Source organism: Acidobacteriota bacterium, assembly GCA_016712445.1.
In the GTDB taxonomy this organism is placed as follows: Bacteria; Pseudomonadota; Alphaproteobacteria; order Caulobacterales; family Hyphomonadaceae; genus Hyphomonas.
In genome coordinates, this window is sequence record JADJRB010000001.1 from 685,858 (window position 1) to 703,343 (window position 17,486).

Consider the following 17,486-nt stretch of genomic DNA (forward strand, 5'->3'; position numbering starts at 1 on the left):
AACAGGCGCAGCTCCCGGGCTGCGCCTGTTTTTTCTTGAGGTGTTCCAAATGAAATGTCCCGTCGATGGCGAAACCCTGGTGATGACCGAACGGTCCGGAGTTGAAATCGACTATTGCCCGAAATGCCGGGGCGTTTGGCTCGACCGCGGGGAACTCGACAAGATCATCGATCGGTCGGCCACGGTGATCCCGGCGCCTGAACCTCATCCCGAAACCGGCCGTCCCGAGCACTACCGCGACGAAGGCCGCTTCCAGGACCGTCATGATGACGATGACGATTGGCGGTACAAGAAGGGCAAGCGCCGCCGTCACGAAAGTTTCCTGAGCGACCTGCTCGATTTCTGAGCCCGCAGCTCACAACCGGTTCCGTCATCGGTCGGACAACAGCAGTATGGCGCCGGAAACGACAATGTAGATGAAGAAGATGAGCGCATTGAACATCGACAGTCCGGCGCCGGCCTGAAGCGAAGACGCATTTTCTCCCAAGGCGATCAGCGACGGCAATATGGCGCCGGCGAACTTGTATGACAAAAAGCCTGCCGCCGCACCGACTGCGAAGGAGACAAGTCGCAGGATCAGGCCCACCCTGCGGGCGATAAGCCCCGAAGTATGGATGCCGGCGAGGATGATCGACGTGACGACGACAAATCCGGTTTCGGATTGTTCCGGAACACCCGAGAGAAAATGCAAGGGTTGGAATATCAGGAAGGCCGCCAGGCTTTGGGCGAAGAGGATCAGCAGGAACACGTCAATGTTGCGGTTCAGGAATGACAGCTCCCGGCGCGCCGACAGGAGCGACGTATTGGTGGCTTGGACCTGATTGGCCGTCTGCAGACGCGCCGCGACGGTTCGCACCAGGGTTTCCCATTCCGCCGTCGTTTCGGCCCAGCGTTTGAACCGGATCGTCTGGAGTTCACCAAACCCCACCGGAGGCTCGACGTCACCGATCGCGACTGGCAACAACACGCCGCGCTCGTTGGCCCGGCTGGCTTCGTCCTTCACGAACGGGCTCTGAACGGAATTCTCGGACCAGATCACGATGACGACCTTGGCGGTGGCGATTGTCTGGGTGATTGCCTCCCGAAACTGGTCCCCGCCGAGCAGTTCGTGATCCCACCAGACCGACAGGCCGTCCGCGATCATGGCTTCGGCCAGCAGGCGCGCTTTGGGCAGGTCCTCGCGCGCGTAGGAGATGAAAATGTCTGACATCTCGCCCTCCCCTGCAGGGTAACGCTTTCAGCCCTGCACGATCAGGATAGCCCGCAGCTGTAATGACGGCAGTGCGTAGAGGCCCTTAGTCCGCGCACGTCTGTTCACGCACGGCGAGGTCGCGTAGGTTGCGGCGAAGTCGGCGAGGTTGCCCATGCTCGAAATGCGCCCCAATTGCGAACACTGCGACCGCGACCTGCCGCCGGACGAGCCGGGCGCATTCATCTGCTCATTCGAGTGCACGTTCTGCGACGAGTGCGCGGACGGCCCGCTGGACGGCGTGTGCCCGAACTGCAAGGGCGACCTTGAGCCCCGGCCGATGCGGCGCGGCGCCGCCCTCGCCCGGAGCCCCGCAAGCACAAAGCGTGTGGTGAAGAAGTCCTAGTTGTGCGTTCCCGCGACCGGCACGGCCGGCGCGAAAGGCGACTCCACGAAGTGGAGCGCCAGACGGCGGGCCATCGGGGCGACGACGAGGATGACCGGATAGGCGATCACGAAAGCAATGCTCCAGGAGTGCAGCCAGCGGCTGACGAAATCCGGCGGAAGGCCGATGTTCAGCGCTGTGATTGCCCCCGACATCAGAAAACTCATGAACAGCGCCATGAACAAGCCGAAGATCGGCTGGAACAGGCGGACGGGCAGCTTCTTGGTCATCGGGGGCGTCCAGACATAGTTTGGGTTCCTAAATAGAACTTTCCGGCATTAATTCCAAGGCTTCTGGCGCGTTGACATCGCGCGCCCTGCGCCGCAGAGGCAGCGCGCATGAGCACACCCCCACCGCCCCGGCCGCGTACGCGGCTCTACCTCATCACGCCGCCGCAGATTCCGGATGTGGCGGCCTTTGCGAAAACACTCGGCGCCGCTTTGGCCGCTGGCGACGTAGCGTCCCTGCAGCTGCGCCTCAAGGGCGCGGATGGCATGATAGATGTGCAGGCGACGCGGGAAGCCGGCGAGGCGTTGACGGCGCTCGCGCAGGAGGCCGGCGTGGCGGTGCTGGTCAATGATTCACCCGAGCTCGCGAAGGAACTGGGCGCCGACGGCGTGCATCTCGGCTGGGATGACATGCCAGTGAAGACCGCGCGCAAGCTGCTGGGGCCGGATGCGATTGTCGGGGCGACCGCCAAGAACAGCTACCACAAGGCCATGCAGGCGGGCGAGGACGGGGCGGATTATGTGGCATTCGGTGCCTTCTATCCGACCTCAACGAAGGCCCAGACTGTGCCGGCGGACCCCGAGCTGCTGCAGATCTGGCAGGCGGCCATGGTGATCCCGTGCGTGGCAATCGGCGGCATCACGCCGGCCAACGCCGCGCCGCTGGTGACCGCCGGCGCCGATTTCCTGGCGGTGTCGGCGGCGATCTGGAACCATGCGGAAGGCCCGGCCGCTGCGGTGCGGGCCTTCAACGCGGTGTTCGACGCGCTGGAAAACGCCTAGAGCGACGTGCCCAGCTTGGCGTTCTTGATGTCGCGCAGGTCGTCGGCCATGCGGAACAGGATCATGTAGAGCTCGCACATGAACCGCCAGAACACGAGCCCCAGCACGCCGCCGATGAGCGCCGCGAGGATCGTGCCGAGCCCTGCGAAGAAGCTGTAACCCATGCCCGCGAAACCGGTGAAGATGCCGCCGATGACGCCGAGCGCGATACCGATCAGACCGAGATAGTAGAGAATCTTGATCAGCTTCGAGCCGATCAGCTTATCGAAGGTCAGGAATTGGTTGATCATGGTTTGGCCCCTCCATTTTCCCATGAGGAGACAAGGTGATACAAGTTGACGTTCACGGCAACCATGTTGTCGTGAGAGGCGAAGTGTTAACTGTCCGCGCCTTGACCCCGCGCACGCAAGGGATTACGCCCCCGCCTCCCGCCGTCTAACGCGCGCAAGAGTTGTTTCTCATGTCCAAACCCTCCCCCGTTGGCGCCGTCATGATCGCCGCCGCCCTCGCCGCCGGGCGGGGTCTCGCTCGTGATTTCGGCGAAGTCGAGAACCTGCAGGTCTCCAAGAAGGGCCCGGCAGACTTCGTCTCCAACGCCGACCACCGCGCCGAAGAGACCATCTACACGCACCTGATGAAGGCGCGCCCCGGCTATGGCTTCGTCATGGAAGAGCGCGGAATTGTCGAGGGTACGGACAAGTCGAACCGCTTCATCGTCGATCCGCTCGACGGCACCCTGAACTTCCTGCACGGCCAGCCGCATTACTCAGTATCGATCGCGCTGGAGCGCGACGGCCAGCTGCTGACCGGCGTCGTGTTCGATGTCGCCAAGAACGAGATCTTCTGGGCCGAGACCGGTCGCGGCGCCTGGCTGGAGCAGCGCAAGCTGCGCGTCGCCACCCGCCGCAAACTCTCGGAGTCAGTGCTCGCCACCGGCACGCCGTGGCTCGGCAAGCCGGAAGAGGCGCACACCGGCTTTGCCCGCGAAATGCTGGCCATGACCCCCACCTGCGCCGGCATCCGGCGATACGGCTCGGCGGCGCTGGACCTCGCCTGGGTCGCTGCCGGCCGGTTTGACGGCTTCTGGGAGCGCGGACTGAAACCCTGGGACGTGGCGGCCGGCATCGTGCTGGTGCGCGAAGCGGGCGGCGTGGTGGCGGAGATCGACGGCGGCAACGTGATGTCCACCGGCTCGGTCGTCGCTGGCAACGAACACATCGTGCCGCTCGTGCAGGAACAGCTGCGCCTTGCGGGCGCTTTCGGACGCCAGGCCAACGTCTGAGCCGGGGCCAGACGAATATCGTGACGCCTGCGTCACCTATTTCCTTTTTGACAATCTCGCGTAGTCTGCCGGGCATGAAACAGCTCGACACAGACGTCCTCATCATTGGCGCAGGCCTTTCCGGCATCGGCGCCGCCGTGCATCTCCAGAAGCTTTGCCCCGGCAAGCGCTACAGGATCTATGAAGCGCGCAGCGCTATCGGCGGGACCTGGGACCTGTTCCGCTACCCTGGCATCCGGTCGGACTCCGACATGCACACGCTGGGTTTTGACTTCAAACCGTGGACTGAGGCGAAAGCGATTGCTGATGGCCCTTCGATCCGGAAATACGTGAACGACACCGCCGACGAATATGGCGTGCGCCAGCACATTTCCTTCGACACCAAGATCGTTGCCGCCAACTGGTCGAGCGCCGACCAGGCCTGGGAAGTCATCAGCGAGGGGAAGGACGGCGCGCGCCAGACGACTACGGCGCGCTTCCTGTTCATGTGCGGCGGCTACTACCGCTATGATCAGGGCTACCGGCCGCACTTCCCGGGCGAAGAGGCATTCAAGGGCCAGATCATCCACCCGCAACACTGGCCGGAAGCGCTGGACTACACAGGCAAGAAAGTTGTCGTGATCGGCTCCGGCGCAACCGCCATGACGCTGGTGCCCGCTATGGCCGACAAGGCCGCGCATGTCACCATGCTGCAGCGCTCGCCGACCTATGTCGTCTCCCGCCCGGCAGTCGACAAGATGGCGAACTTCCTGCGCAAGGTGCTGCCGGAAAAGTGGGCCTATTCTCTGATCCGTGGGCGGAACGTCCTGTTCCAGCAATTCTTCTTCCGCCAGACGCGCAAGAACCCGGAGAAAGCCCGCGAGCGCCTGCTCGGCATGGTGCGCGAGGAACTCGGCCCGAACTACGATATCGAGAAGCACTTCACGCCGGCCTACAATCCGTGGGAGCAGCGGCTTTGCCTTGTTCCGGACTCGGACCTTTTCAATGCGCTCAAGTCCGGCAAGGCAAGCGTCGAGACCGACCATATCGACCGGTTCACGGAAAGCGGAATCGTGCTGAAATCCGGCAAGAAACTCGACGCCGACATCATCGTGACGGCGACGGGTCTGAACCTTGTCTTCATGAATGGTGTGAACGTCTCGCTGGACGGCGCGAAAGTCGATCCCGGCAAACTGCTCAATTACAAGGGCGTGATGCTCTCCAACGTGCCGAACCTTGCAGTTACCTTCGGCTATACCAACGCGTCCTGGACGCTGAAGGCGGACCTGACGAGCGAGTATGTCTGCCGCCTGCTGAACCTGATGGACGAGAAAGGCGCGACGTCCGCGATGCCTTATCTTTCGGCATTCCCGAACCAGACCGAGCCCTTCGTGGATTTCTCGTCCGGTTATTTCCAGCGTGTGATGGACCAGTTCCCACGTCAGCATACCGAGGCGCCCTGGAAGCTGCACCAGAACTACTTCACCGACCGGAAGAACCTGCGCGAGCTGCCGATCGAAGACGGCGTCATGCAATTCCAAATGTCAGCAGCGGCCGGGGCGAAGAAACCGGTGCTTCAGGCCGCCGAGTAACGCGCCGCTTGTGAAGGCGCGCGCCATGCCTATCTTTTCCTTGCACGGCGACTGGCCGGCGCAAGGAGGATGGGATCATGTGGCTCTGGCTTCTGTGGTGGTGCGTTGACGATCATGTCGCCAAGGCAGCCGGCGCGCCGGGCATTGGCGAGTTGCCGATCTGGGTGCCGCTGATCCTGTCGCTCGCCTTTTCGTTCTCGCTTGACGGCGCACTGAACCGGGCGCGCAAGAAGATCTGACGCCTCAGCGCTCCGTGAACTGAAGTTCGGCAAGGCGGGCATAGAGGCCGCCTTGCGCCACGAGCGTATCGTGCGTGCCTTCCTCGACGATGCGTCCGCCTTCCATGACGATGATCCGGTCGGCCCGGCGCACGGTAGACAGGCGGTGAGCAATCACGAGCGTGGTGCGCCCGGTCGCGGCATTCTCGATGGCGCGGCGCACGGCTGCTTCGCTTTCGGAATCAAGCGCGGAGGTGGCTTCGTCCAGCAACAAGACGGGCGCATCACGTACCAGCGCGCGGGCCAGCGCGATACGCTGGCGCTGACCACCGGACAGGCTCCTGCCCTTCTGGCCGAGCGGCGTGGCGAGACCGTCCTTCTCGTCCAGGAAGCCGAGCGCCTCGGCCATGCGGGCAGCCGTCTCCAGCACCTTGTCGTCGGCATCTTCCCGGCCAAAGCGGATGTTCTCGGCCGCCGTGCCGGTGAACAGCGCAGACTCCTGCGGCGCATAGGCAAAGCGGCGCCGCCAGGCCCGCGGGTCGGCTTCAGCTGAGGCAACCCCGTCAAGCGTGATGCGACCGGATTGGGGATCGAACAGGCGCAGCGCGAGCCGGAACACGGTCGTCTTTCCGGCACCGCTGGGTCCGACCAGCGCAACGAACTCGCCGGGCTTGACGTCGAGCGTAAAATCCTTGAGCGCGGAGGCGTCCTCGTCGCCGTAGTGGAACGTGACATGGCTGAACGCCAGCGCGCCCTTGCCGGATTCGGGCATCGGCTTCGGGTTCGCCGGCGCGGCGATGTCCGCCTGCTCGCGCAGCACTTCGGCCGCCCGGTCGGCAGCGCCCGCAGCACGCATCACTTCGCCGTAGACTTCCGCGAGCATGCCGAGCCCCGAGCCCGCATAGGCGGCATACATGACCATGGTGGCGAGATCCCCGAAGGTCATCTCGCCATTCGCCACGCTGCGCGCGCCAAGCCACAGCACGCCGGTGAAACCTCCGAACAGCAAAACGGAAACGAGCACGATCATGATGGCCCGCGCGCCGGTGCGCCGCATGGCCGCCGCAAAGGTAGCTTCGATGGACGCAGAGAAGGTCGACAGCTGCCGCTCCTCGCGGCCATAGGCCTGCACCAGTTCGATGGCGTCCAGCGTTTCGGCCGCCTCGGCCCCCGCGTCGGCGAGGCGCGACTGGGCGCGGTTCGACATGTTGCGGATCACGCGGCCGATGCCCATCACCGGCAGCACGGCGACGGGGATCATGGCCAGAAGGGTCAGCCCCAGCTGCCAGTTCACGGCGATCATCAGGCCAAGCGCGCCCAGCGTGGTGATCAGGGTGCGCGTCGCCAGCGAAGCGGACGAGCCGAGGAAGGTCTCGATCAGGGTGACGTCAGCCGTCAGCCGCGACACCGCTTCGCCCGAGCGCATGCGGGCATGATAGGCCGGCGACAGGCTGAGCAGGTGGGCATAGAGGTCACGGCGCAGGTCTGCGGCGATACGTTCGCCGAAGCGGGACACGAAATAGAAGCGGATCGCGCCGAGCACGCCGGACCCCACGGCGGCGGCGAAAACCCACAGGAAAGCGCTGTCGATCAGCGCCAGAAGGGCCTTGGGGTCCTCCCCTGCCTGGCGGCCGGCATCCGCGGCGCGGCCGAGCAGCATCGGAATCGCGAGGCTGACCGCCGCAGCGGCCACCAGGAAAGCCAGCGCCACGACGACCGTCACCCAATGACGGCGGACATAAGGCCACAGGAGCGCCAGCGGGCGCAGGCTGCGGCCCTTGGGGCGGCTGATCGCCTCGCCGCCGTCCGGCAGGGTCGTGCGGCGGTCTTCTGTCGTGCGGGCGCCCGAATCGGCCATCCGGCAGGTCTACTCCCTATTCGCGCCGGCGGCAGCCGCCAAATCCCTCAGGCCGCCTCTTGCGGCGCTTCGGCCTTTCCCTTATACGGCCCTCTTCGATTTCAGGCTGAGACATGCCAGCGCACCCGTTGCGTGTCTCCGAGCTGACAGCAAAACGCGAGAAAGAGGCCCGAGGCCAATGAAAAAAGAAGGCCATCCGGATTACCACTTCATCACGGTCGTGATGACGGACGGTACGGAATACCAGACCAAGTCGACCTACGGCAAAGCAGGCGATCGCCTGGTGCTCGACATCGACCCGAAAGTGCACCCGGCCTGGACCGGCGGCGAAGGCAAAGGCCTTGACCGCGGCGGCCGCGTTTCGCGCTTCAAGGACAAGTTCAAGGGCTTCGTGTAAGCGCTTCGGCGCTGACGCGATGTGTTGAGTAGGAAAGCCCCGGCTGTTGGCCGGGGTTTTTCTTTGCGCGCGCCGGAAGGAAGGCGCGCCGGTCTAGCCACGCAATCTCAGGGCAAGACCGATGAACGGGACTGCCAACGCCACCATCAACCTTTCGGCAGGCCCCTTGGCGAACTTCCGGAAATACCGCGCGAGGCTGCGCGCCTTGTGTTCGGTCACGAATGCCGACGGCACGTCAGACGTCGATCTGTAATGCAGGGCGCCCGCGCCCGGCACGTAGGTCACCGATCCCCCCGCTTCCAGCGCGCGCCGGCAGATGTCCAGGTCTTCGGCGTGGATGAAGTAGCCCTCGTCAAAGCCGCCCAGCTGGCGGAAGGCGTCCGTCCGCACAAGGAAGAAGGCGCCGGAAACGGCACCCACGCGGACCGGCCCGGGCGGAGGGGGATCCTGCTCGAGGGTCCAGCGCCCGAGGCCGACCGCGCGCGCCAGCGTGAGCGTATTGCGCCTCGCGCCGCGCTCTTCCCGGCCCTGAAGGTCAAAGATGCGCCCACCCGCTATGGCCGGTGACGGCGCAGCCTCAAGGGCCGCAGCCAGCAGCGGCAGCGCGCCGCGCTTGATCACGCAGTCCGGGTTGATCACCAGCAGGTAGTCACTGGCGGCAAACTTCGCGGCTGCATTCACCCCTGCCCCGAATCCGGGATTGGGAAGCGTTATCCGTTCAGCCTTTGGCGTCGACGCCGTGAATGACGCGAGCCAGGCCTCCGTAGACGGAGGGTTTCCGTTGTCGGCGATGACAATGCTGCTGACATCGGGATCACCCTTCAGCGCATACAGGCATTCCACGAGGCGCGGACCGGTATGGTAGGTGACGACCAGCGCCGTGACCGAAAGGGTCATTCCTCCGGCTCCTGAACGGTGCGGTGCCAGAGGATGATCGCTGCGGCTGCAAGCGCGAGCGACGCCCAGAACCCTTCATTCCAGAGACTGTAGGCAAAGCTGAAAATCACCGCGGCGGCGCCGGCCAGACCGGCCACCGCAAAGCGTATTTCTGGCCGGAGCTCCGCCGGGCGCGGCAAGTGGAAGCCGAGGGCGACGAGGCTGAGCGCCGCGAGCACGGCGCCGACCATCCCGGTCTCAGCCCAGATCTGCAGCGCCATGTTGTGCGGATGCCCGGGCACGATCGGATAGTCCTTCCAGAAATCCGGCAGCTGCGCGAGCCATTCGGGCTGTGTCGCGAAAGTTTCCCGCCACGCCTCTGTGGCGTTCTGGCCATGCCCGAGGAAGGGCGCGTCGGACATCCGTCCAATGACAGTCTCCCACGACCATATCCGGGACCGGAACGAGGCGGGCAGATATTGCGCAACCGGATCGAGGGCCCGGATCAAGGCCGCATAGAGCACCGGCGCCGCGGCGATGTAGCCAGCGAGGGCGCCGAACAGCCAGCGAAATCCCATCCGGGGAAGCAGGGCCACGAAAGCGACCGCTACCGCCATGCCGCCGACTGCAAACAATGCGGCATCGCTGCCGATCTGCAGGTAGGCGGCGACGGCGCCTGCGGTTGCGGCAACGGCGAGCACAATGCCGGCGACCTGCCAGCGAAAGGCGAGCAGCGGCAACAATAGAGGCAGACCGAGCGCCAGCGTATTGGCGCTGCGCCCGATATTCTGGGCGCCCTCCTGAAGCCGGACGACGTCATCGCCGTAGACCATCGCCAGCACGGCGGTCCCGAGATAGGGCGCCGCGATCACCAGCGCCGCCTGCACCGCGAGCATGACGGCGACGGTGGCCGACGATTTCGGCGCCGGCGCCGCGCGCAGCGCGCCCGCAATCGTCAGCGCGCAGGTCAATGTGAGCATTGCCGACGAAAGGCTGCGCGCCTCCACCGAGAATGTGCCTTCAAACAGGTTGCCGGAGACGAGCTTCCCGGTTCCCGGTGACCAGAACTCGCTCAGCGCCGCAAAGGCGATAAAGGCAAATCCGATCACCGCGAACGCCGCAGGTGGCAATCGGGGCCGCGACACGGCAAGCGCCGCCAGCCCCGTCAGCCCGGCGAGGGGCGCAAAGCCCTGCCCGCCCAGCACCGCCATGACGGGCCAGAGCAGGAAAGCAATCGCGAGAACCGGCCCGTAGGTCATTGCCTGCCCACTCTAGTCGGGGCCCGCGCGGCTTGTCACCGGCCCGGTGTCAGCGGGCCCGCTTCAGGTCTGGCGGAAGGGCCTCATGTGCAAGGTTCACGATCGCATCATCCAGCGAGACGATCTCCTGGCCATTCGAGCCCAGCCGGCGCAAGGCCAGCTTGCGGCCTTCCGCCTCGCGCGCACCAACGACCGCAATCACCGGCACCTTCTGCAGGGAGTGCTCGCGGACCTTGTAGTTGATCGTCTCGTTGCGCGTGTCGACCTCGACCCGGAGGCCCGCCTTGCGCAACTCAGCCGCGGCCTCTTCGGCATACTCGGCCGCACCGTCCGTGATCGCCGCGACGACGACCTGCACCGGCGAGAGCCACATCGGGAACGAACCCGCATAGTTCTCGATCAGAACGCCGATGAAACGCTCGAGGCTTCCGAGGATCGCGCGGTGCAACATGACCGGGCGGTGCTTCTGGCCGTCCTCGCCCGTATACTCCGCCCCCAGACGTTCCGGCAGCACATAGTCGAGCTGGATCGTGCCGCACGTCCAGGACCGGCCGATCGCATCCTTCAGCTGGAAGTCCAGCTTCGGCGCATAGAAGGCGCCGTCGCCTTCTGCCACGACCGGTTCGACGCCCGCCGCGCGGGCCGCGTTCAGCATCTGCGCTTCAGCCTTATCCCAGAACTCCTCCGAACCGGCGCGCAGCGCTGGCCGCGTGCCGAGCGAGATATGGTCGCGCACCAGCCCGAAATCCTCGTGGATCGACGAGGCGAGCTTGATGAACGCGGCCGTTTCTTCCTCGATCTGGTCTTCGCGGCAGAAGATGTGGGCATCGTCCTGCGTGAACGCGCGCACACGCATCAGGCCGTGCAAGGCACCTGACGGCTCGTAGCGGTGGCAGGCGCCGAACTCGGCCATGCGCAGCGGCAGGTCGCGGTAGCTCTTCTGGCCAAACTTGAAGATCTGGACGTGGCCGGGGCAGTTCATCGGCTTGAGGGAGAGCGTTTCCTCTTCCTCCGTTTCGCAGACGAACATGTTCTCGCGATACTTGTCCCAGTGGCCGGACTGTTCCCAGAACTTCCGGTCGAGCACCTGCGGCGTGCGCACCTCGACATAGCCCGCTTCCGTCAGGCGGCGGCGGACATAGGCCTCGATCACGCGCCAGAGCGTCAGGCCCTTCTCGTGCCAGAACACCATGCCCTTCCCTTCCTCCTGCATGTGGAAGAGGTCCATCTGGCGGCCCAGCTTGCGGTGGTCGCGCTTCTCGGCTTCCTCGAGGCGATGGAGATGGTCCTTCAGGTCCTTCTCGTTGGCCCAGGCCGTGCCGTACATGCGCTGAAGCATCTCGTTCTTCGAATCGCCGCGCCAATAGGCACCGGCCATCTTCATCAGCTTGAACGCTTTCGGCAGCTTGCCCGTCGACGGCAGGTGCGGGCCGCGGCAGAGGTCGAACCAGTCGCCCTGGCGATAGACCGTGATGGCTTCGCCCGGCGGGATGATATCGTCGATGATCTGGGCCTTGTAGTCCTCGCCGATGCGCTTGAACTCGGCGATGGCGGCGTCTTTTTCCCAGACTTCGCGCAGGATCGGATAATCCGCATCGACGATCTCGCGCATCTTCGCTTCGATCTTCTCGAAGTCGTCCGTGGAGAACGGCACCTTCCGGGCAAAGTCGTAATAGAAGCCGTCATCGATCACCGGGCCGATCGTGACCTGCGTATCGGGATAGAGCGCCTGCACCGCCTGCGCGAGCACGTGGGCGGCGTCGTGGCGGATCAGCTCCAGGCCATCGGCGTCCTTGTCCGTGATGATGGCGACGTCGGAGTCGCCCTCCAGCGGACGCGTGAGATCGCGCAGTTCACCGTTTACACGGGCGGCCAGCGCCTTCTTGGCAAGGGATTTGGAAATACTCTCAGCGACGTCGAGCGGTGAGGCGCCATCGGCATACTCTCGCTTCGAACCATCGGGCAGCGTGACGTTGATCATGGGTCTTCGTTTTCTTTGACTGGCCGCAGCGCGGCTGAATTCTGGTGATCCGGCAAAGGCATCTGGCGCGGCCACGCTTAACGCGGCTTTGCCGGGATTCCCACCCCGATTTCAGGGGCCTGCCGGGAGCGCTTCAGGATTTTTTCGGGTGCATGAACGGGCGCGCACAAGGCGTGCGGGCCAAGGGCGCTTCAGGCACCCTGGCGAGTTCGCGTGGTCAGTCCGGTGAGGAAGAAGCGAGTGTTCATGGCGCTCATATGTCACGCCTCGGGCGGCGTTTCAACCAGCCCGCTTGGCCCGTCGCGGGGGCCGGACTTCCAGTCGCCATAGCGCCAGGGCTGCCACAACGGCGCCTCGGGCCGCCGCAAAGGCGCAGGATCGTAGCCATGGCTGCCGCCCGGCCGGCAGCGGATGAAGCGGGCCAGCGCCATCCAGCCCCCTGCCCACCAGCCATGCCGGGCCACGCATTCGGCGCCATATTCGCTGCAGGTCGGCGTGTGCTGGCAGCGGGCGCCGGCCAGCTGCAAGGCCTGGCTCGGTCCATGTTTGTAGATCCAGAGCAGCGAGTAGGCAGCCTTGCGCCTCAGACCCATCTCACGCAGCCGCCCGGGCAGCGAGGGCTTCGTCGATCGCGGCGACCGCGGCCTCGAATGCCAGCAGCGTGGACGCGTGGCGCGGCGGATAGTCGGCGACCGGCTCGAGGTGGCGCAGCTCCCAGAAGCGGCCCTCTGGCGGCGGCCCGCCGTCCTTGAGCATCGCCCGCAAGGCGTCGCGGGCGGCGCGTATCTCGGCCACGCTCGCGCCGACAGCGTGTTCAGCGAGGATCGCCGTCGCCGCCTGCCCGAGGGCGCACGCCACCGGATCGACGGCAATCTTTGTCACGCGTTCACCCGCGGCATCCAGCTTGAGATCGACATTCACTGTCGAGCCACAGACCCGCGAAACCTTCAGCACGGAACCCTCCGCATCGGCGAGGCGCCCAAGGTGCGGAATGCCCGCAGCGAGTTCGAGGATGCGGTTGTGATAAAGCTCGCTCATGGCGCCTAGATGGCCCGGCGCTTGCGGCCGGGCAAGGGCACAAAAAAGAGCCGCCGGAGCATGTCTGCTCGCGGCGGCCCAGAATCGGCGGGGTGTAGAAATGGCCTCAGGCCATGGGTTGCTGATGCCCGCGGCCTTCCCTAGCGTCAATTAAAGATTTGGACAGGTGGCGCTCAGAAGGGCCAGAGCTGCGCCAGCCGGGGCAACATCTTCCAGACGAGAACCGATGCCCCGGCAAAGGTCAGCGCCGCCAGCAGCACGACCGCGCCATCCCGCGCCGTCAGCGCGAGCCCGAACAGCAGCACCGTCATGCCCGGCAGCAACGGGCCGAAGGGCACGAGGCCGAGCGGATAGGTGATCAACGCCGCCATCACGCAGATCAGCGCAACCACCTGCACGAACGGCGCTTCCGTCAGGAAGGTCAGGCGGGGGCGGACAAGCGCGTCGACCATATGCGCATACTTCTCTCCCCCCGCAGCGCCCTTCACCAGCAGGTCGCGCTTGAAGCGGAATTCCAGCGCGCTCTTCGGCAGCCAGGGCAATCGCCGGCCAATCACGATCTGGAGCGCGAAGATCAATGTGAGGGTCGCGACAAACCAGTTGGCGCCAGGAATGATGGTGAGCGGACTGACAGCGATGAACCCCAGCAGCAGCAGGACCGGGCCGTAGGCGCGCCGCCCGATCGCATGCAGCAGTTCGCCCACCGACACTTCTTCGCCGTCTGTATTGAGCACGAGCGAGCGCAACAATGTGCGCAGGTTCGTGACCGGAGCCGCGGTGCCTGTCCGGTTCATGGCGCGCCGTAGCGTTCGATCCGTGAACGCACGATGCCGTTCTCGTCGATGTCGATGATGTAGATGCGGTCGAACTCGGTCGCTTCGTTGATCTCCGGCCCGGGATCTGCGCCGAGCAGGGCTGCCAGCGCGTCAGTCGTGTTGGAATGGCCGACCACCACTTTCACGCCCGGCGTGTCGAGCAGCCAGCTGGCAAAGGCAGGGAGTGTGGTCGCATCATAGGTTTCCATTCCGAGCCCTGTCACGGCGGCGAGCGGCGCGGCGGTCTGCTCGGTGCGGTTCGTGCGCGTCGACCAGATCTCAGTGACACCTTCCCCGCCGAGCATGGCCGCGAGTGTTTCCGCCCGCACGCGCCCCTGCGCGGTCAGCGACGGGTCTTCGCCGGCTTCCTTCTCTCCGTGGCGGACGAGATAGATGCGCGTAACCGCGGCGTCGGTGGCCGTGTTCGCCGCCGGGGCCGGCGCCGATGCACAGGCCGCGAGCAAGGCTGCGCCGAGCAATGCAAGAATGCCCCGCCGGATCAGAGTCGCCGCCATGTACTGCCTCCTGCACCATCCATGATCTCGATGCCTTCTTCGGCGAGCGCCTTGCGGATTCGGTCCGCTTCAGCCCAGTCCTTCGCCGTGCGCGCCGCTACACGCGCCGCGACCAGCGCATCGATGCGCGCCGCCTCGTCAGTATCGCCGCCCTGTTCCCACTGTTTCGGAGTCTTGGTCAGCAGTCCCAGCAATTCGCCGGCGACCAGCATGTCGGCGCGCGTCGCCTGCATCATTTCCTGGTCGTTCTGATCGGCTGCCGTGTTGGCCGCAGAGGCGATCGCCGACAGCGCCGCCAGCGCTTCGGGCGTATTGAGATCGTCCTCGAGCGCCTCGATCACGCCGCGATAGGTTGCCCGGCCGCCTTCTGCCGCCCACACGCGCCGCAGGGCACCGTAGATCCGGTCGAGTGTCGTCTTGGCCTGCTTCAGCAGCTCCGGCGTCCAGTCGAGCGGCGCGCGGTAATGCCCGCTCAGCATGGCGAAGCGGATCACTTCGCCCGGCCATTCTTCCAGCAAGTCATGGATCAGCACGACGTTGCCGAGCGACTTCGACATCTTCTCGCCGCCCATGTCGAGGAAGCCGTTGTGCAGCCAGTAGTTGGCCATCACTTCGCCGTGCGCGCATTCGGACTGCGCGATCTCGTTTTCATGGTGCGGGAACTGCAGGTCGATTCCGCCGGCATGGATGTCCAGCGTGCGCCCGAGGTGCTTGGCGGCCATGGCCGAGCATTCGATATGCCAGCCTGGCCGTCCCCTGCCCCAAGGCGAATCCCAGATGGCGTCTTCCGGTTCGCCAGGCTTGGCGAACTTCCAAAGCGCGAAGTCCGCCGGCGCGCGCTTGTCCTCGCCCGGCTCGACCCGCGCGCCATCCTCGTTGTCTTCCAGCTTTCGGCCGGACAGCTTGCCGTAGTCGGGCATCGCCGCCACCGAAAACCAGACGCCGTCCTTGCCGACATAGGCATAGTCCTTGCGCACCAGGCTCTGGATGATCTCGATCATCTCTGCCACGTGACCGGTCGCCCAGGGCTCGATCGTGGGCGGCAAGACGTTCAGCGCCAGCATGTCGGCGTTGTAGATCTCGGCGTACTTCTTCGTGATCGCCGAAATCGGCTGACCAGTCTCGAGCGAGGCCTTGATGATCTTGTCTTCGATATCGGTGATGTTGCGGGCGAACACGACCGCTGCCGCGCCATACTTGCGCATCAGAAGGCGCCGCAGCACGTCGAAAACGATCGGCGGGCGCGCATTCCCGATATGGGAGTAGTTATAGACGGTCGGGCCGCAGACATAGACAGTCACCCGGGACGGATCCTGAGGGGTGAACACCCGCTTGGCGCGGGCCGCCGTGTCGTGCAGTCGAAGGGTCATGGAACGGATACATCAGCTTGTGGACAAGATGCGCTGTCTATACGCCGCAGCTCAAGAATGGAATGTACCATCTGACGCAGGAAAGCCGCCGGCGCGGTGCCGGCGGCCCTCGGTGACCTTGATTGGCCTCAGACGTCGCGGTCGAGCTGCTGCAGGGAGGCAAGGTCGGCTTTGACCTGTGCGGACACCTGCTGGAGCATGGTCCGGGATTCTGCGGTCATCGACATGGCCAGGGCCTTGTCGACCTCGTCACGGATATAGGTTTCGCCGCGGATTGCCTCTTCGACCGCCACTTCAGTGTCATTGTCGAGGGCGGTACGCAGGTAGGTGAAGGCCACATGGCCGGTGCCGACGGCCTCACCCATCGTGTCGGCTTCACCGCCGAGGGCAACGACGCGTTCCTGGAGGTCGGTTGCGATGTCGGCCCTGGCAGCGGCAAGCGCGTTGAGCGACGCCGGCACGCGGTAACCATTGTCGTCCGGCAGTTCGGCGGCCTGGCCATAGAGATTGTTCGCATCAATGAAGATCGAGGCGAGGTGGTTAAGCGCGCCGATTTCCTCCGTGCGCGATTCCGAAATTGCCGGCGCATCGGCCAGGCGTTGCGGGGCGGGCTCGCCGGACATGGCGCAAGCACCGGTCAGCGAAAGGGCGGTTGCCAGAAGGGCGGTCTTGAAAAGCATGTGATTTTCTCCTGATGCCTTATTGCCCTGAACAATGGCCCCGGCAGGAGATCGTTCCCGCAAGCGCCCCATTCCGAGCAGCTGCCGACGGCGGCCAAGGCGCCGGATCGCCTGTGCTCACGGGCATTTGCGCGGGGTAAAGAGAGAATTTTCTGGAAACCCCCGGGGCCTCGCCCTATGTATCCTGCATCGCCCTGAGGGTAACAACTCCGGGCGGGCGTTAAGTCCGTGCCTGAAGTGCCCCGGCTCGACCCCCGTCCCTCAGTGAAGGACTATCAAGAATGGCTATGGATGCCGTGACGCCACCGACTGACCTCTTGCGCGCGGATGCCGTGCGCCGTCCCACACAACAGGAAGCTGAAGACGCTGTCCGCACGCTGATCGCCTGGGCGGGTGATGACCCGCAACGCGAAGGCCTGCTCGACACGCCCAAGCGCGTCGTCAACGCCTACAAGGAGTGGTTTGAAGGTTACGGGGAAGACCCTGTGAAATACCTCAGCCGCACCTTCGAGGATGTTCAGGGCTATGACGATATCGTCGTGCTCCGCAACATCGAGGTGGAAAGCCACTGCGAGCACCATATGGCGCCGTTCCTCGGCAAGGCATTTGTCGCCTACAAGCCGTCGCAGGCGGTGGTCGGCATTTCCAAGCTGGCCCGCGTCGTCGAAATCTTCGCGAAGCGCCTGCAGACGCAGGAAACGATGACGGCGCAGATCTGCGACGCCATCACCGAGAGCCTCGCCCCGATGGGCACGGCCGTGCTGATCGAAGCGGAGCACCAGTGCATGTCAACGCGCGGTGTCCACCACCGCCACGTCACCACGGTCACAACGCAGTTCACCGGCGTCTTCAAGTCGGACGCAGACCTGCGCAACCGCTTCCTGCGGATGTGTGGCCAGACCGTCTGACACGTCTGCCTTTACAGCCGGATTTCTGAACGCCGCCCGCCTCGCGCTGGCGGCGTTTCCGTATGCCGATTTCG

Annotated in this window: 21 protein-coding genes; 8 read left to right on the top strand and 13 right to left on the bottom strand. The window is 64.9% G+C overall.

The window, feature by feature from the left end:
• Positions 1-49 precede the first annotated feature (49 nt).
• Entirely contained in the window at positions 50-346 is a 297-nt protein-coding gene (locus IPK75_03425; protein ID MBK8197399.1) for a zf-TFIIB domain-containing protein, read from the top strand.
• A gap of 24 nt (positions 347-370) precedes the next feature.
• On the opposite strand, the gene IPK75_03430 is transcribed toward IPK75_03425, so the two are convergent.
• Positions 371-1,210 (bottom strand): toll/interleukin-1 receptor domain-containing protein, encoded by an 840-nt coding sequence (locus IPK75_03430; protein MBK8197400.1) that lies wholly within the window; start codon positions 1,208-1,210, stop codon positions 371-373.
• Positions 1,211-1,364: 154 nt separating this feature from the next.
• On the opposite strand from IPK75_03430, the gene IPK75_03435 reads away from it, so the two are divergent.
• Positions 1,365-1,595, top strand: coding sequence for a DUF1272 domain-containing protein (locus IPK75_03435; GenBank protein MBK8197401.1), 231 nt, complete (start codon positions 1,365-1,367; stop codon positions 1,593-1,595).
• On the opposite strand, the gene IPK75_03440 is transcribed toward IPK75_03435, so the two are convergent.
• Positions 1,592-1,864, bottom strand: a complete 273-nt coding sequence (locus tag IPK75_03440) for a DUF2798 domain-containing protein (GenBank protein ID MBK8197402.1) — start codon at positions 1,862-1,864, stop codon at positions 1,592-1,594. The two genes, IPK75_03435 and IPK75_03440, sit on opposite strands and share 4 nt — an antisense overlap.
• Positions 1,865-1,972: 108 nt before the next feature.
• Between IPK75_03440 and IPK75_03445 the strand changes: the two genes are divergently transcribed.
• Entirely contained in the window at positions 1,973-2,644 is a 672-nt protein-coding gene (locus IPK75_03445) for a thiamine phosphate synthase (GenBank protein MBK8197403.1), read from the top strand.
• Here the strand turns inward: IPK75_03445 and IPK75_03450 are convergent.
• Entirely contained in the window at positions 2,641-2,934 is a 294-nt protein-coding gene (locus tag IPK75_03450; protein MBK8197404.1) for a DUF4282 domain-containing protein, read from the bottom strand. The two genes, IPK75_03445 and IPK75_03450, sit on opposite strands and share 4 nt — an antisense overlap.
• Before the next feature lie 170 nt (positions 2,935-3,104).
• Here IPK75_03450 and IPK75_03455 point away from each other — a divergent pair, with 170 nt between their 5' ends.
• From IPK75_03455 to IPK75_03465, 3 genes are all read left to right on the top strand, one after another.
• Entirely contained in the window at positions 3,105-3,926 is an 822-nt protein-coding gene (locus IPK75_03455) for an inositol monophosphatase (GenBank protein ID MBK8197405.1), read from the top strand.
• Between the two features lie 74 nt (positions 3,927-4,000).
• A complete protein-coding gene (locus tag IPK75_03460) occupies positions 4,001-5,497 on the top strand; it encodes an NAD(P)/FAD-dependent oxidoreductase (protein MBK8197406.1) in 1,497 nt (498 codons plus the stop codon).
• A 77-nt stretch (positions 5,498-5,574) separates the two neighbouring features.
• A complete protein-coding gene (locus IPK75_03465; GenBank protein MBK8197407.1) occupies positions 5,575-5,736 on the top strand; it encodes a hypothetical protein in 162 nt (53 codons plus the stop codon).
• Between the two features lie 4 nt (positions 5,737-5,740).
• Here the strand turns inward: IPK75_03465 and IPK75_03470 are convergent, their stop codons facing one another.
• On the bottom strand, positions 5,741-7,573 hold the full coding sequence (locus IPK75_03470) for an ATP-binding cassette domain-containing protein (protein ID MBK8197408.1): 1,833 nt from the start codon (positions 7,571-7,573) through the stop codon (positions 5,741-5,743).
• Between the two features lie 178 nt (positions 7,574-7,751).
• Between IPK75_03470 and rpmE the strand changes: the two genes are divergently transcribed.
• Positions 7,752-7,970: a 50S ribosomal protein L31 gene (gene rpmE / locus IPK75_03475; protein MBK8197409.1), complete on the top strand. Its 219-nt coding sequence runs from the start codon at positions 7,752-7,754 to the stop codon at positions 7,968-7,970.
• Between the two features lie 93 nt (positions 7,971-8,063).
• Here rpmE and IPK75_03480 read toward each other — a convergent pair whose 3' ends face one another.
• The 9 genes from IPK75_03480 to IPK75_03520 all read right to left on the bottom strand — a co-directional run bounded on the left by IPK75_03480 (position 8,064) and on the right by IPK75_03520 (position 16,504).
• Positions 8,064-8,867, bottom strand: a complete 804-nt coding sequence (locus IPK75_03480; protein MBK8197410.1) for a glycosyltransferase family 2 protein — start codon at positions 8,865-8,867, stop codon at positions 8,064-8,066.
• A complete protein-coding gene (locus IPK75_03485; GenBank protein MBK8197411.1) occupies positions 8,864-10,105 on the bottom strand; it encodes an O-antigen ligase family protein in 1,242 nt (413 codons plus the stop codon). Before IPK75_03485 ends, IPK75_03480 begins: the two co-directional genes overlap by 4 nt.
• 49 nt (positions 10,106-10,154) lie before the next feature.
• Positions 10,155-12,086, bottom strand: coding sequence for a threonine--tRNA ligase (gene thrS / locus IPK75_03490; protein ID MBK8197412.1), 1,932 nt, complete (start codon positions 12,084-12,086; stop codon positions 10,155-10,157).
• A gap of 260 nt (positions 12,087-12,346) precedes the next feature.
• Positions 12,347-12,679 (bottom strand): membrane protein insertion efficiency factor YidD, encoded by a 333-nt coding sequence (gene yidD / locus IPK75_03495; protein ID MBK8197413.1) that lies wholly within the window; start codon positions 12,677-12,679, stop codon positions 12,347-12,349.
• Between the two features lies 1 nt (position 12,680).
• Positions 12,681-13,124: an iron-sulfur cluster assembly scaffold protein gene (locus tag IPK75_03500; protein ID MBK8197414.1), complete on the bottom strand. Its 444-nt coding sequence runs from the start codon at positions 13,122-13,124 to the stop codon at positions 12,681-12,683.
• A 173-nt stretch (positions 13,125-13,297) separates the two neighbouring features.
• Complete coding sequence (locus IPK75_03505) at positions 13,298-13,918, bottom strand: exopolysaccharide biosynthesis protein (protein MBK8197415.1); 621 nt, start codon at positions 13,916-13,918, stop codon at positions 13,298-13,300.
• A complete protein-coding gene (locus IPK75_03510; protein MBK8197416.1) occupies positions 13,915-14,454 on the bottom strand; it encodes a histidine phosphatase family protein in 540 nt (179 codons plus the stop codon). The genes IPK75_03505 and IPK75_03510 overlap by 4 nt, the downstream gene beginning before the upstream one ends.
• Positions 14,439-15,824 (bottom strand): cysteine--tRNA ligase, encoded by a 1,386-nt coding sequence (locus IPK75_03515; GenBank protein MBK8197417.1) that lies wholly within the window; start codon positions 15,822-15,824, stop codon positions 14,439-14,441. Before IPK75_03515 ends, IPK75_03510 begins: the two co-directional genes overlap by 16 nt.
• A gap of 128 nt (positions 15,825-15,952) precedes the next feature.
• The gene (locus IPK75_03520; GenBank protein ID MBK8197418.1) at positions 15,953-16,504 is read right to left on the bottom strand and encodes a PA2169 family four-helix-bundle protein; all 552 of its coding nucleotides are present in this window, start codon (positions 16,502-16,504) and stop codon (positions 15,953-15,955) included.
• Positions 16,505-16,791: 287 nt separating this feature from the next.
• Here IPK75_03520 and folE point away from each other — a divergent pair, with 287 nt between their 5' ends.
• Positions 16,792-17,412 (top strand): GTP cyclohydrolase I FolE, encoded by a 621-nt coding sequence (gene folE, locus IPK75_03525; GenBank protein ID MBK8197419.1) that lies wholly within the window; start codon positions 16,792-16,794, stop codon positions 17,410-17,412.
• The last annotated feature ends 74 nt before the right edge of the window (positions 17,413-17,486 follow it).